Origin of the sequence: Janthinobacterium sp. P210006, assembly GCF_036231885.1 — a bacterium.
GTDB lineage: Bacteria > Pseudomonadota > Gammaproteobacteria > Burkholderiales > Burkholderiaceae_D > Janthinobacterium > Janthinobacterium violaceinigrum.
In genome coordinates, this window is sequence record NZ_JAZARD010000002.1 from 40,907 (window position 1) to 55,902 (window position 14,996).

The window sequence follows — 14,996 nt, forward strand, 5'->3', positions numbered from 1 at the left end:
CGATTTTCTGAAAGCCTACAGATGAAACCTCTCCCGCTTCCCCGCCGCGCCCTTGCCGCCTGTGTCCTCGCCGCCCTTGCCGCCCTTGCCACCCTGGCCGCGCCAGGCGTGCACGCCGCGCCCATCGGCAACCTGACCAGTCTGAGTGCCGTGCATGGAGCCGACGTGGCCAAGGGCGATGCACTGGGCTGGGATGTGCGCAGCGACACGGGCGTGCAGCTGCGTATCAGCCTGCCGCAGGTGGACGTGCTGCGCATCCAGGCGGGCGGCAAGGGAGGCTTGACGGGTCCCGGCGACAAGGCCGCGCCCATCGTCGTGGGCCAGCCCGCCGCGCAGGTGGCGTACCAGCTCAGCGAGCAGGCCGACCATATCCTGATCAGCACCGAGGCACTGAGCCTGCGCATCGACCGCAAACCGCTGCGCTTTACCCTGTTCCGCAAGGGCGACGCGACGCCGCTGTGGCGCGAGGTGCAGCCGCTGTCGCTCGACGACAAGCAGGGCGTGCAGGTGCTGTCCAGCTTGCCGGGCGAACGTTACTTTGGCGGCGGCCAGCAGAATGGCCGCTTCGAATTCAAGGGCAGGCAGGTGCCCGTGTCGTACTCGGGCGGATGGGAAGAGGGCGATCGCCCGAATCCCGCGCCATTCCTGATGAGTTCACGCGGGTGGGGCATGCTGCGCAATACCTGGTCCGACGGCAATTACGACTTGCGCGACACGCAGCAGATCTCGCTGCAGCACGCGGAAGGCCGCTATGACGCGTATTTCTTCGTCGGCAAGGACGTGCGCGACGTCGTGGCCCGCTACACAGACTTGACGGGCCGCGCCCGCATGCTGCCCCGCTGGGCGCTGGAATACGGCGACGCCGATTGCTACAACGATGGCGACAACGTGAAAAAGCCCGGTTCCGTGCCGAAGGGCTGGACCGATGGCCCCACGGGCAAGACGCCGGACGTGGTGGAAACGGTGGCGCGCCAATACCGCGAACACGATATGCCGGGCGGCTGGATTTTGCCCAACGACGGCTATGGCTGCGGCTACACGAACTTGCCGGAAACGGTGAAAGGCCTGGCCGGCTACGGCTTCCGCACGGGCCTGTGGACGGAAAACGGCGTCGACAAGATCGCCTGGGAAGTGGGCCAGGCGGGCAGCCGCGTGCAAAAGCTGGACGTGGCGTGGACGGGCAAGGGCTACCAGTTCGCCATGGATGCGAACAAGTCGGCCTACGACGGCATCCTGAACAACTCCGATAGCCGCCCATTTCTGTGGACGGTGATGGGCTGGGCCGGCATCCAGCGCTACGCCGTGGCGTGGACGGGCGACCAGAGCGCCAGCTGGGACTACATCCGCTGGCACATCCCGACCCTGATCGGCTCGGGCCTGTCCGGCCAGGCGTATGCGTCCGGCGACGTGGACGCCATCTTCGGCGGCAGCCCGGAAACCTATCTGCGCGACTTGCAGTGGAAAAGTTTTACGCCCGTGCTGATGGGCATGTCCGGCTGGGCCGCGGCCGAGCGCAAGCACCCGTGGTGGTTCGAGCAGCCGTACCGCGACATCAACCGCCGCTATCTGAAACTCAAGATGCGCCTCACGCCCTATATGTATACGCTGGTGCGCGAAGCGGAGCAATCGGGCGCGCCGCTGGTGCGGGGCCTGATGTGGGATTACCCGCAAGACCCGGCCGCCTACACGGAAGCGTACAAATACCAGTTCCTGCTGGGCCGCGACGTGCTGGTGGCGCCCGTCTACCGCAGCCAGGCCGTCAGCGGCGGCTGGCGCAAGGGCATCCACCTGCCGCAGGGCACGTGGTACGACTACTGGGATGGCCGTCAGGCCACGGCCGACGCCAAGGGACGCGACCTGGACCTGCAGGTCACGCTCGACAAGCTGCCCGTGTTTGTGCGGGCCGGCGCCATCCTGCCCATGTATCCGGAAATGCTGTATGACGGCCAGAAGCCGAAGGACCAGCTGACCCTCGATATCTACCCGCACGGCGACTCCGAATACACCTTGTATGAAGACGACGGCAACACGCGCCAGTACCAGGGCGGCGCCTACAGCCAGCAAGTGATCCGCATGCGCCAGACGGGCGGCGACGTGCGCGTGGAGATTGGCGCCGTCGGTGGCCAGTACCAGGGCCAGGAAGCGCGCCGCGGCTACGCGCTGCGCATGCTGGCGGGGCAGGCCCCGGCCGCCGTGCGGGCCGGCGAGCGCGTGATCGCGGCGTCCGGCGACCGCGCCGCCTACGACAAGGCGGCAGAGGGCTGGTTCTTCGATGGCGCCGACAGGCAGGGCACCCTGCACGTGAAGGTGGCGGCGCAGGATATCCGCCAGCCCTTGGCCTTGCAGGTCGCCGGCGCGCTGGCCGTGGCGCGGCTGGATTCGGACTTCCCGGCCGCGCCCGTGCCGGGCCGCGCCTTGCCGGCCGACGCCATGCAGGTGGTGGCGCGTCCGTTTGAAGAGAGCGGCTATCCGCTGGAAAACGCCTTCGACGGCAAGCCGGAGACGTGGTTCCGCACCGTGCGCAGCCCGTCCGTGAAGAGCGGGCCGCACGAATGGGTGATCGGCTTTACGGAGCGGCGCCTGGTGGACGGCATCGAACTGGCGCCGCGCAACGACCAGCACTGGAAGCATGGCCAGGTGCGCGACTATGAAATCTACATAGGCGACAACAACGGCGAATGGGGCGCACCGCTGCAGCGGGGCACCCTGAAACTGCAGGAAGGCACGCAGACCATCAACTTCCCCGCGACGGCCGGGCGCCTGCTGCGCTTCCGCGTGATGAGCACGCAAAATCCGGAAGGCGACGGCGCGGCGACCACCGACCCGATGGTCACGGCGGCGCAAGGCGCACCGGTGGCGCGCGCGTTCGACGCGGCGCTGGCCACCGACGTGGCGCCCGTGACCCTGTCCGAATTCCGCGTGCTCGAGCACCGCGTGGCCGAAGGGGCGGAAGTGCAGCGCTACCTGTCGGACCTGGCACTGCCGAAGCATATTGCGCGCGACCGGCCGGCCGGCAGGGCGGCCGAGATGCGCATGAACGGGCTGTGGTTCCGCAAGGGCCTCGGCGTGGGACCTGCCAGCCGCATCGACTTGCAGCTGGCGGGCAACTGGAATCTGCTGCGCGCCGACCTGGGCGTGGACGATAGCTGCCGCAGCGCGGGCGGCCTGCAATTCCAGGTCTGGAGCGGCGAGCGGCTGCTGTATGACAGCGGCCTGGTCACGGCTCCCGGGGTGGTCAAACCCGAAATCGACGTGCGCGGCCTGAGCCAGCTCAGTCTGCGCACCCTGGGTGCGCGCGGCGCCCAGCCGGCCCAGGTCTGCGGCAACTGGGCCAATGCCGTACTCACGGGCACGGAGGGCGCGACCGTCAAGCCGCGCTAAGCACCCTTCAATTATTTCACTAAGAACGAGCCCCTCTTCGGACCGGGGAGGGGCTCTTGCAGCCTGACGAAAACAAATCACTTATAAAAAGGGAGATGGGAATGCACTTGAAAAAACTGATGGCCGCCATGGTGGCGGTAGGATTGGCGTCAACGGCGCTGGCAGCGGAGGAAGAGAAGCTGGCGCGCGTGGAAGTGACGGGATCGAGCCTGAAGCGCATCAATGCGGAAACGGCGTCGCCCGTGCAGGTGATCAACGCCAAGCAGATCGAGAACATGGGCGCGCTCACCCTGCTGCAGGTGCTCGACAACCTGCCTGCCGCCCGTCCCGCGCAGCAGGATTTCCGCTCGATGTTTACGGGCTCCGATGGCGGCTCGCAGGCGAACCTGCGCGGCATGGGGGCGCAGGGCACCCTGGTGCTGCTCAATGGCCGCCGCCTGTCGTTCTATGGTGCGCCGGCCGGCTTCCAGACCATGTTCGTCAATATCGACGCCATTCCGGCCGCCGCCATCGAGCGCATGGAAATCCTCACGGACGGCGCGTCGGCCGTGTATGGCTCCGACGCCGTGGCCGGCGTCATCAACGTGATCACCAAGAAGTCGTATCAGGGCCTGGAAGCGCGCGCCAACGGCGAGTTTTCGCCCAGCGTGAAAGCCTACGGCGAGCGCCAGGCCAGCGTGCTGTATGGCGTGGGCGACCTGGCCAGCGACGGCTACAACGTCTACGGCTCCGTGAATGTCTACCAGCGCGACCGCATCGCGCTGGCCGATACCTGGCAGAAGCGCCCCTCGTATTTTTATGCGAACAATCCCAATTTCATTCCCAACATGCGTGTGGGCGTGGGCAGCGAGCCGGGCGTGATGAACCCGGGGACCTTCTTTGTCTTCGACAAGGCTAACAACAATGCGCGCACCCAGCGCGCCGCGCCCGGCTGCAACACCAGCATCACGGAGGCGTCGGGCACGCGCTGCGTGTGGAATGCGCTGCCCAACCAGCTCGACACGGGCCCCACGTCGGAGCGCGCCACGGCCTACCTGAGCGGCCGGCTGAAACTGGGCGGCGACCTGGAAGGGTTCGCGGAAGGGGCGTTCACGCACATCAAGATGCGCGGCGAGAACGGCCCGTCCAGCTTCAACAGCGGCAGCACGAACAACTGGTTCGCGCGCAATACGGGCAATACCCTGAACACCTTTGCCACGCCTTTCCTGAACCCCAACAACGTCTACCTGAAAGGCAAGCTCGATGCCGACATGGTGGCGAAGATGGGCGGCGCGGCCGGCCTGAACTATTTGCTGCAGGATGCGACGGGCCACTTCGGCCAGAAGAACGTCGATGAAAACTACCGCGCGCTGGTGGGCCTGCGCGGCAGCATCGGCGGCGGCTGGGATTTTGAAACGGCGCTCAGCGTGGCGGGCAGCCATTCCACCCTGTTCCAGACAGCGAACATCAACATCAAGGGCTTCGAACAGGCGTTCGGCCCGTTCACGAAGGACCCCGTCAGCGGCCGCACGTTCATTTCGGACAATCCTGCCTACAAGTTCGGCGAAATCAGCGAAGCCAATGCGGCGCTGCTGCGCGCCGCCTATCCCACCTTCGCCATCGAATCGTGGACCAAGCTGATGACCTGGGACGCGAAGCTGGAAGGCACCCTGTTCAAGCTGGGCGAGCGCGAAGTGCGCGCCGCCGTGGGCACCAGCATCATGCGCGAAAGCTTCCTCACGCCCGGCAATGCGGATGCGGCCAATGGCTTGATCACGCAGCAGGGCGGGTCGTGGTTCGATGGCCGCCGTACCATCGGCGCCGTGTTTGGCGAAGTGGTGGTGCCGCTTTCCGACACACTGGAAGTCAATGCGGCTGCGCGCCTGGACAAGTATCCGCATTTCGCCGCCAACCTGGCGCCCAAGCTGGGCGTGATCTGGCGCGCGCGGCCCGACCTGATGCTGCGCGGGACGTACTCCGAAGGCTTCCGCGCGCCCAACCTGGCCGAATCGGGCACGGGCGGTGTCTTTGCGCAGGTGGGCGGCATCCGCGACACGGTGCGCTGCGATGAAACGAATGCCATGGCGCGCGCCCTGATGAAGTCCAGGGTGGCGACGGATGCGGACCTGGGCAAGAGCCTGCTCAATTCGAACTGCTCGACGACGGTGGGCGGCCTGACGCCGCCGAACCAGAACCTGCGTCCGGAAAAGGCCAAGATTTCCACCGTGGGCCTGGTCCTGCAGCCGGCCAAGGACGTGAGCATCTCCGTCGATTATTGGTTCATCAACCGCCGCGACGAAATCGTGCGCCAGGACTTCAACGAACTGTTTACGGAACTGGTGGCTAAATACGGCCCGACCCTGGCCGGCACCGCCAGCGCCATCCGCAACGACCTGACGGACACGGACCGGGGCAATATGGCGGCGGTGGCGGCCATGTGCGCCAATCCGGCCAATGCGGGCGTGTGCGCGGGCGGCGTGCCCGGCTACTCGGTGGGCAACCTGGGCGGCTTGATCAACTCGTATTCGAACCGGGGCCGCACCCTGATGGACGGCGTGGACATCGACGCGCGCACGCGCTTTTCGCTGGGCGACTGGGGCAAGCTGAGCACCGGCATCGCGGCCACCATCCGCAAGCGCGACACCCATGACGGCGAAGACGGCAGCGACATCAAGGGCAATACCGTCGGCTACTACGATTCGCCGCGCTACCGCGCCACCGTCAATGCCGACTGGAGCTACCGCAACTTCGTCAGCAGCGTCTTCATCAACTACTCGGGCAAGACGCGCTGGGCGTATGGCCCCTGGGACAAGGACAACACGCCGGAAAACTGCACGGCCGCTTCCGTGTCCCTGCCTGCGGGGCAGTGCAAGGGAGCGCCGTCGTACACCACGGTCAACCTGGCCTTCAGCTGGAAGCCGATCAAGCACCTGGACGTGGGCCTGAACGTGAAGAACGCGTTCAACAAGCGGCCGTACTACGACCCGAATGGCTGGGAAGGCTACAACCATAGCCAGGACCTGTTCGGCCGCCAGTTTGCGCTCTCGGCCAGCTACAAGTTCTTCTAAGCCGCGACATGCCCCGTCCCGCCGGCGCGGCTTGCGCCGGGCGGGACGGCGTTGTGCCATGAAAAGAAAATGGCAACATTCCGAAATGTGCAATACGAAAGATAAACGTAAGCGAAAGATGGTGGACATGTCGTCTTTCGCGTTTTTTCTTGCCGGTCAGTGCCCGTATTGCGCGGTTCTCTCCGCCTGCTTGTCGTTATGTGTATCTGTTACACCACGATAACGAAAGTTATTCACCGCGCCATCCTGTAAATCGAAAGATAAATTCTGTTTATTGAATGAAATTCACGATAAATTTGCGTTATAACTTTCTTTTTGTTGACGATATTTATTTTTCTTTTTAAAGTAATCCCAAGAAAACGAAAATCAGCCGAGATGGACTGATTTCTCGCAAGGAGCGGCTGCCTGGCCGCGCCTTCCGGCGAACACCATAAAAATGGCGCCCCTTTCAGCTTCGCCCTGGAGCGGGAAGGGCGCTGATAACCCTCGAAATAGACGGAGAGACATCATGCATACCACCCGACTCAAATTGCGCGACATCAGCCGCGCCGCCGCGATCGTGATCGCACTGGCGGCCGGCGTGCCAGGCCAGGCCTGGGCGCAGTCGAACGCCACCAGCACCATTTTCGGCGAAGTGAGCGCACCTGCCGGCGCCACCGTGGTGCTGGAAAACCTGGCGACGGGCGTGCAGCGCAGCTTGACGCCGGATACCTCGGGCCGCTATGTGGCCAACTCCATGCCGCCCGGCCGCTATGCGGTGCGCGTGCTGCGCGCCGGTGCGGTCGAAGCGACGCAGGAAGTCGAGGCCCTGATCGGCGCGGGCGCCGAAGCCAACTTCGGCCCTGCCAGCGCGGCAGGGCCCGTGGGCCAGGAGCAGACCGTCGTGGTGAAAGCGTCGCGCAATCCGATCGACGTATCGAACACCAACAATGGCGTGATCTTCACGGCCAAGGAATTGAAGGCGCTGCCGGTCGGCAATGACGTCGCTTCCATCGTGCAGCTGACGCCGGGCGTCTCGCGCGGCACCAACAGCGTGTACGGCAATGCGCCATCGATCGGCGGCTCGGGCCAGTCGGAAAACGCGTTCTACGTCAACGGCTTCCCCATCACGAATATCCTGACCCAGGTGGGCGCGTCGGAGCTGCCGTTCGGCGCCATCTCGAACCTGCAGGTGCTGTCGGGCGGCTACGGTTCGGAATTCGGCCGTTCCACGGGCGGCGTGATCAACATCACCACCAAGAGCGGCGGCAACAAGGTCGAATTCGGCGGCAAGGTTTCCATCATTCCCCGTTCGCTCAAGGGCGAGCCGGAAAACACGTATTACCCGAACACGGGCGCCAATCCCAAGACGGACGGCAATCTGCTGTACTGGAACCGCGACAACGGCAGCACCAGCAAGGTGGTGGGCCTGTATGGCAGCGGTCCGCTGATCAAGAACAAGCTGTTCGCCTTCGTGGCGCTGGAGCAGACGCGCACGGACAGCCAGGCCGTTGCCGCCACCGCCGACTCGGGCACGGCCCTGGCGCGCGGCTGGAGCACCAGCCAGAGCAAGGTGGATCGCATGATGGCCAAGCTGGACTACAACCTGACGGACGACCACCACTTCGAATACACCAAGCTGTATGACCGCACCAAGACGGACAGCCAGGCGTATGGCTACAGCTATGCCACGCATGCGAGCAATGGCGTACAGGCGGGCAAGGGCGAGACGACGGTCAACTGCTGCGGTTCATCGGCCGCGCCAGGGGCGAACATCGACATCTTCAAGTACACGGGCTACCTGACGGACAACCTGACGGTGACGGCCATGATGGGCGAATCGCGCACGTCGCACACCCGCACGCCGAATGGCTACAATCCGCTGCTGGCGCAGACTTCGTCGAATACCTCGACCCAGGTGCCGGGCCTGAGCTATGCCAATCCGCAGACGGTGACGGGCACCCTGGTCGACCCGTCGTCGGAAGACCGCCAGAAGGCCAAGCGCCTGGACCTCGAATACAAGCTGGGCAAGCACTCGCTGCGCGGCGGCATCGACCGCATCGACGTGGAATCGAAGGTGGGCCTGAGCCTGGCGGGCGGCTACCGCTGGAGCTATCTGAAGGCGGACGATCCGAACCGGCCTATCAACGGCGCGTTTGAGACGCCGGCCCAGGGCGGCGGCTACGGCGCGCAGGGCTATTACGTCAGCAAGGACCTGAACGCCAACCTGGCCCGTCCTACCAGCGTGCAGTCGGCGCAGTACATCCAGGACCATTACCAGGTCACGGAACGGGTGCTGCTGGACCTGGGCCTGCGCCGCGAGCAGTTCACCAACTACAGCACCGACGGCGTGGCTTTCATTTCGCAGCGCAACATGATCGCCCCCCGCGTGGGCGCCACCTGGGATTACCTGGGCGACGGCACCCTGAAATTCTTCGCCAACGGCGGCCGCTACCACCTGCCGGTGCCGTCGAATTTGTCGAGCAACATGGCCAGTCCTTTCCTGGCCACCAGCGAAATGTACACCTACACGGGCGTCGATCCCGTCACGGGCGCGCCAACGGGCCTGCACGCCATCAGCAAGCCGTATTCGGCCAACAACGCGTATGGCCAGAGCCGCGATGCGCGCGAAGTGACGGCCATTGGCCTCAAGCCCTTGTCGCAGGATGAATTCTCGCTGGGCTTCGAACGTGCGCTGAGCAAGAAGCTGGTGGTGGGCGCCAGCGTCCTGTACCGCAAGCTGAACGACACCAACGACGATGTCTGCGACGCCCGTCCGCTGCAAGCCTGGGCCACGCGCAACAGCGTCGACACGAGCAACTGGGGCGGCTTCCAGTGCGCCATCATCAACCCGGGCCGCGACAACAGCCTGATGGTGGACTTCGACGACGGCAAGGGCTTGCGCCGCGTGGACATCTCGGCGGCCGAGTGGGGCAACCCGCTGCCATCGCGCACCTACCGCGCCTTGAACATGTTCGTCGAGCACCCGTACACGAACGGCTGGTACGGCAAGCTGACCTACACCCTGTCTGCGCTGAAGGGCAATATGGAAGGCCAGACGGACAGCATCGGCGGCGGCGACGTGGGCCTGACGGTCAGCGACGACCACAAGGAACTGATGTACAACGCGTATGGCTACCTGCCGGGCGACCACCGCCATGCCTTCAAGGCCTACGGTTTCATGCAGGTCATCCCGGACGTGATGGTGGGCGCCAACCTGTCGCTGACCTCGGGTGCGCCGCGCAACTGCATCGGCGCGCTGCCGGACAACCTGAAATTCGAGAACGATTACGGCGATTCCTATTTCTACTGCAATGGCAAGCCGGCGCCGCGCGGCAGCCAGGGCCGCCTGCCATGGCAAGCCCAGCTGGACATGAATGTGGCCTATACTCCCAGCGCCGTCAAAGGCCTGAGCCTGAAAGTGGACGTGTTCAACGTGTTCAACAGCCAGACGGTGACCCGCTATAACGAAACGCGCGAAGACCATGGCGCCATCGCCCGCAACTACCTGCAGGTGGCTGGCCGCACGGCACCGCGTTCCGTGCGCTTTACGGCGGAATACACCTATTAAACTGCAGCCGGCCTGTCGCATGGCGGGCCGGTGACGATGATTACCAATGGAGCGAGAAGAGACCAATGACGACACAATTCAATCGACGCAATTTCCTGTCCGCCAGCGCCGCGCTGGCCGGTGGCGCCATGGCCGGCAGCGCCTTGCTGCCTGGCGAAGCGAACGCCGCAACTGCCGGCGGGCGCGACAAGGTCCGCCTGGGCGTGATCGGCACGGGCATGCGCGGCCAGGTGCTGCTGGCTGAACTGGTGCGCCGCGACGACGTGGAAGTGGTGGCCCTGTGCGATATCGAGCCGATCATGCTGAAACACGCGCTGGGCCAGGTGGAAAAGGCGGGCAAGCCCCGTCCGCGCACGTATGGCGAAGACCGCGACCAGAAAGCCTACAAGCGCATGCTCGACGCGGGCGGCCTCGATGGCGTGATCATCGCCACGCCGTGGGAATTCCACGCGCCCATGGCGATTGCCGCCATGCAGGCGAAGATACCCGTCGGTTGCGAAGTGGTGGCCGGCATCACCCTGCAAGACCACTGGGACGTGCTCAATACCCAGCTGAAAACGGGCACGCCCTACATGTTGCTGGAAAACGTGTGCTACCGCCGCGACGTGATGGCGGCACTGCAGATGGTGCGCGCGGGCCTGTTCGGCGAACTGCTGCACCTGCAGGGCGGCTACCAGCACGATCTGCGCGCCGTGAAATTCAACAGCGGCAATCCGGCCAAGCCATATGGCGGCGGCGTGGAATTCGGCGAAAAAGGCTGGTCGGAAGCCCATTGGCGCACGCAGCACTCGGTCGAACGCAATGGCGAACTGTATCCCAGCCACGGCATCGGCCCATGCGCCATGTACACCAACATCAACCGCGGCAACCGTTTCACGCGCATCAACGCCTTCGCCACCAAGGCGCGCGGCTTGCACGACTACATCGTCAAGCAGCCGGGCGGCGCGCAGCATGCGAACGCCAAGGTGAAATTCAAGCTGGGCGACGTGGTCACCACCACCCTGGCGTGCGAAAACGGCGAAACCATCATCCTGCAGCACGACACGAGCCTGCCGCGCCCGTACTCGCTGGGCTTCCGCGTGCAAGGCACGGACGGCCTGTGGATGGACCTGAACAACTCGATCCATATCGAAGGCGTCAGCAAGCCGCACCAGTGGGACGACTTCAAGACCTACCAGGACAAGTATGACCATCCCGTGTGGCGCAAATATGCGGCCAAGGCCGAAGGCGCGGGCCACGGCGGCATGGACTTCTTCGTCATCCACGCCTTTGTCGAAGCGCTGAAAGCCAATGCGCCCATGCCGATCGATATCTACGATGCCGTGACGTGGAGCGCCATCACGCCTTTGTCCGAGCAGTCGATCGCCGCCAACTTCCAGACCCTGGACTTCCCGGACTTCACGGGCGGCCAGTGGAAATCGCGCAAGCCGATCTTCGCCCTCGACGGCAAGTACTAAGCCTTCGGAACCCGCTACCGCGCCTGCCGCCGTAGCGGGTTTTTTCTGTCCCTATCCGTTTTTCAACCGCGGCGCACGCCGCAGGACGCTTCGCGCCTGTTGCCTGCCGCAAGCTGTACCACCAGGAGACGTCGATGAAACACAGAAGTGCAGTACTCTACGCAGTCCTTTCCAGCGCACCGCTGCTGCTGGCCGCTTGCGGCAGCGGTGGCGGCAGCAGTGCCGGCGCCAGCGTGATCCAGGCCGAAACGGGCCTGGCGCCCGTGGCGGGTGCACCCACCACCGTGGCCCTGGCAGGCAATGCCTTCATCACCAGCGCCGACGCCAGCGCGCAGGAAGTCATCAATGACAATGGCCTGGCCAACTGGACCAGCCCGAACACGGTCACGAGCGCGTACTTCCGCGTCGGCGCAGCCGGTCCCGTGACGGTGGCGCTCGATGCCAGGCTGGCCGGCAGCACCAGCAGCGTGGTGCGCGTGACGGTCGACGGCCAGCCCTTCGACGTGGCGCTGGCGGGCACGGCCAGCAAGACGTATGCGGTGGGCACCGTCAACGTGGCCGCACCAGGCTATGTGAAGGTGGACTTGCGCGGCGTGAGCAAGGCGGGCGGCTATTTTGGCGACGTCTCGGCGCTGAAGGTGACGTCGAACGCCGCGCTCAGTTACGCCAGTGACCCGGCCAACTACTACTGGTCGCGGCGCGGGCCGTCCGTGCACATGGGCTACACGGTGCCGGCCAATACCGAGTATTTCTATAACGAGATGACGATCCCCGTGGGCCAGGACGCCATCGGTTCCTACTTCATGGCCAACGGTTTCGGCCAGGGCTACATGGGCATCCAGGTCAAGTCGCCGAGCGAGCGCTGGGTCCTGTTCTCCGTATGGGATGCCGACAATGGCGCCAAGACCACCCTGGTCAGCAAGGGCGCGGGCGTCGTCGACAATGCCTTCGGCGGCGAAGGCACGGGCGGCCAGACCTATCTGTCGTACAACTGGGCGGCCGGCACCACCTACCGCTTCATCACGCGCGCGCGGCCCGACGGCAACGGCGGCAGCGATTATTCCGCCTGGTTCTACGCGCCCGAGACGGGCAAGTGGCGCTACATCGCCACGTGGAAGCGCCCGGCGATTTCCACGTATCTGACGGGCGTGCATTCCTTCCTCGAGAACTTCATCGATACCCTGGGCTACACGGAACGCCGCGTCCAGTTCGGCAACCAGTGGGCGCGCAATGTCTCGGGCACGTGGTCGGAAGTGACGGCGGGCAGGTTCACGGGCGACGCCACGGCCACCAATGGGCAGCGCATGGATTACGCGGGCGGCCTGGAAAACGGCAAGTTCTACCTGCGTAACGGCGGCTTTTTTGCCGACTACGTGAAAACCAGCCAGAACTTCACGCGGCCCGCGACGGGGCAGGCGCCAGCCGTCGACGTGGCGGCCTTGCCGATGCAGTAAGCCGCTTGCGGCGCCGGAGCGCGCTTAAAAGTCCAGCCCCGCGCGCACGCCCCAGGTGCGGGGCTGGCTGGCCACGACGATGTTGTTGTCCAGCGCCCGCGTGTAGTACTGCGCGTCGCCCAGGTTCTTGCCATACAGGCCGAAGGTCCAGCGTTGCACGCGGTAGCTCAGGTGGGCGTTGACCAGGGTGTAGGCGGGGTTGACGGTGCTGCTGGCCGGGTACAGATTCGATGCGCCCTGGCGCGTGGCGTCCAGGCCCGCATCCCATTGCGGCGTGGGTTGCCAGCGCAAGCCCATGCCCACGCTGTGGCGCGGCGTATTGGCGAACTGCTTGCCGGCGAAATCGACGCCGCCCTTGACGTAGTCATCGTATTCGGCGTGCACGATGCCGGCGAACGCCGTCAGTTCCAGCGTGGGCAGGGGGCGCACGGTGCCCGTCAATTCCAGGCCCTGGCTGTGCGAGCGGCCGGCATTGTCGATGCGGCTCTGGCCATTCGTATCCGTCACCGTCACTTGCTGGTCGCGCAGCCGCGTGTAGAACACGGTGGCGGCCAGGTCCCAGGCCCGCTGCGCGCCGCGCAGGCGGTAGCCGATTTCGCCATGCGTGCCATATTCGGGACGGTACGCCGTGCTGGCAGCGTCGGGCGCCGTCGCATACAGGTTGAAGCCGGAAGCCTTGTAGCCGCGCGCCACGGTCAGCCAGCCGAATTGCGCTGCGTCGGGCCGGTATTCCACGGTCAGGCGCGGCAGGGCTACCGTGTCGCTGACCTTGTTGCCGTTGCGGACGGTGGTGGCGTCGAACGGCGCATCGGGCATGCCGTCGCCATTGCTGTCGAACAGGCCCGCCTGGCGGCTGCTCCAGTCCAGCTTGCGCATATCGTGTTCCAGGCGCAGCGCACCGGCGACGCGCCAGGCGGGCGCCACCCGCCAGCCCAGTTCGCCGAAGGCGGCCACGGTGCCGCCTTTCACGCCGGCCGTGGTGGCGCTCAAGTAATAGGGGCTGGAGTCGAACAGGTACGGCGAATCGCGCGTGATGTGCGAGCCATAGGCGCCTGCCAGCCAGTCGTATGTGCCAGCCGCGCCGGACAGGCGCGCTTCCAGGCTGACCTGTTCATTCTTCATGTCGTAGCCGCTGCGGGCCTGGAAGGTCGAGCGGGGCAGCCAGTAATTCCACTCGGTCCGGTTGGCGCCCATGGTCACGGCCAGCCGCGCGCCATGCGCCAGCGCGCGCTCGTATTCGCCCGACAGCAGGGTGTACTTGACGTTGTTCACGCCTGCATCGCTGGCCGTCGACCGGTGTTCGCGCGCCAGTGACGCGTCGGCGAAGTAGTCGTTGCCGCCGCGCAGATTGGCATGGTGCAGGCCGAATCGCCACGTGCCGCCCATGTCGTCGCGGTGCAGCAGCTTGATGCGGGCGAATGCGCTGTCCCAGCCGCCCGTATCGCTGCGCTGCAGGCGCGTATTGTCGATGAAACCGTCGGCCTTTTCGCCGCCGGCGACGATGCGCACGGCCGTTTTCTCGCCGAGGGGCACGTCCATGGCCAGGCTGGCGCGGCGGCGCTTGCCCGTGCCGTAGTCCACTTGCGCGCTACCGCCCAGCACCTGGCCCGGGTCGCGCGAGCGCAGCGCCACCACGCCGCCCATGCTGCTCTGGCCATACAGGGTGCTTTGCGGTCCGCGCAGCACTTCCAGCTGCTGCAGGTCGAACAGCTGGCCCAGTACCAGGCTGTACATGGGCACGCCGTCGAGCAGCACGCTGGTGCTGGTGCTGTCCGATTCATCGTCGGAAAAGCCCAGGCCGCGGATGGTCAGCGACGGCGTGCTGCGCGTGAAATTGGTCAGGTAGACGTTGGGCAGCTGCTGCGCCACATCGCCCAGGGTTTCCAGGTGCGCCTGTTCGATGGCGTCGCCCTTGATGACGCTGACGCTGGCGGGCGTTTCCATCACGGTGCGGCCCGCCTTGCTGGCGCTGACCAGCACGGACGGCAGGCCGGCATCGGCTGGCGCAGGGGAATCGGCCGTTTGCGCCACGGCGAAGGCGGGGAAGGACAGCAGCAGGCACAGGGTCAGTTTGCGGGGCAGGGTTGCGGACATGGCGGCTTTCTTG

The 14,996-nt window shown here is 65.4% G+C and carries 6 protein-coding genes; 5 read left to right on the forward strand and 1 reads right to left on the reverse strand.

The genetic code is table 11. The features are described from left to right. Positions 1–21: 21 nt before the first annotated feature. The 5 genes from VPH41_RS08695 to VPH41_RS08715 all read left to right on the forward strand — a co-directional run bounded on the left by VPH41_RS08695 (position 22) and on the right by VPH41_RS08715 (position 12,889). Complete coding sequence (locus VPH41_RS08695; RefSeq protein WP_328569658.1) at positions 22–3,381, forward strand: TIM-barrel domain-containing protein; 3,360 nt, start codon at positions 22–24, stop codon at positions 3,379–3,381. Between the two features lie 101 nt (positions 3,382–3,482). Further along, positions 3,483–6,428, forward strand: a complete 2,946-nt coding sequence (locus VPH41_RS08700) for a TonB-dependent receptor plug domain-containing protein (protein ID WP_328569659.1) — start codon at positions 3,483–3,485, stop codon at positions 6,426–6,428. Positions 6,429–6,936: 508 nt separating this feature from the next. Next, on the forward strand, positions 6,937–9,978 hold the full coding sequence (locus VPH41_RS08705; protein WP_152284080.1) for a TonB-dependent receptor: 3,042 nt from the start codon (positions 6,937–6,939) through the stop codon (positions 9,976–9,978). A gap of 65 nt (positions 9,979–10,043) precedes the next feature. Next, entirely contained in the window at positions 10,044–11,435 is a 1,392-nt protein-coding gene (locus VPH41_RS08710; protein WP_328569660.1) for a Gfo/Idh/MocA family protein, read from the forward strand. Between the two features lie 134 nt (positions 11,436–11,569). Continuing rightward, a complete protein-coding gene (locus tag VPH41_RS08715) occupies positions 11,570–12,889 on the forward strand; it encodes a DUF3472 domain-containing protein (RefSeq protein ID WP_328569661.1) in 1,320 nt (439 codons plus the stop codon). A 24-nt stretch (positions 12,890–12,913) separates the two neighbouring features. Here VPH41_RS08715 and VPH41_RS08720 read toward each other — a convergent pair whose 3' ends face one another. Beyond that, positions 12,914–14,983 (reverse strand): TonB-dependent receptor, encoded by a 2,070-nt coding sequence (locus VPH41_RS08720; RefSeq protein WP_328569662.1) that lies wholly within the window; start codon positions 14,981–14,983, stop codon positions 12,914–12,916. Positions 14,984–14,996 lie beyond the last annotated feature (13 nt).

What these genes read in the sequence shown, in the direction of transcription:
- VPH41_RS08720 (WP_328569662.1), bottom strand. Translation starts at nt 14,983, where the DNA reads ATGTCCGCAACCCTGCCCCGCAAACTGACCCTGTGCCTGCTGCTGTCC.
- VPH41_RS08715 (WP_328569661.1), top strand. Translation starts at nt 11,570, where the DNA reads ATGAAACACAGAAGTGCAGTACTCTACGCAGTCCTTTCCAGCGCACCG.
- VPH41_RS08710 (WP_328569660.1), top strand. Translation starts at nt 10,044, where the DNA reads ATGACGACACAATTCAATCGACGCAATTTCCTGTCCGCCAGCGCCGCG.
- VPH41_RS08700 (WP_328569659.1), top strand. Translation starts at nt 3,483, where the DNA reads ATGCACTTGAAAAAACTGATGGCCGCCATGGTGGCGGTAGGATTGGCG.
- VPH41_RS08695 (WP_328569658.1), top strand. Translation starts at nt 22, where the DNA reads ATGAAACCTCTCCCGCTTCCCCGCCGCGCCCTTGCCGCCTGTGTCCTC.
- VPH41_RS08705 (WP_152284080.1), top strand. Translation starts at nt 6,937, where the DNA reads ATGCATACCACCCGACTCAAATTGCGCGACATCAGCCGCGCCGCCGCG.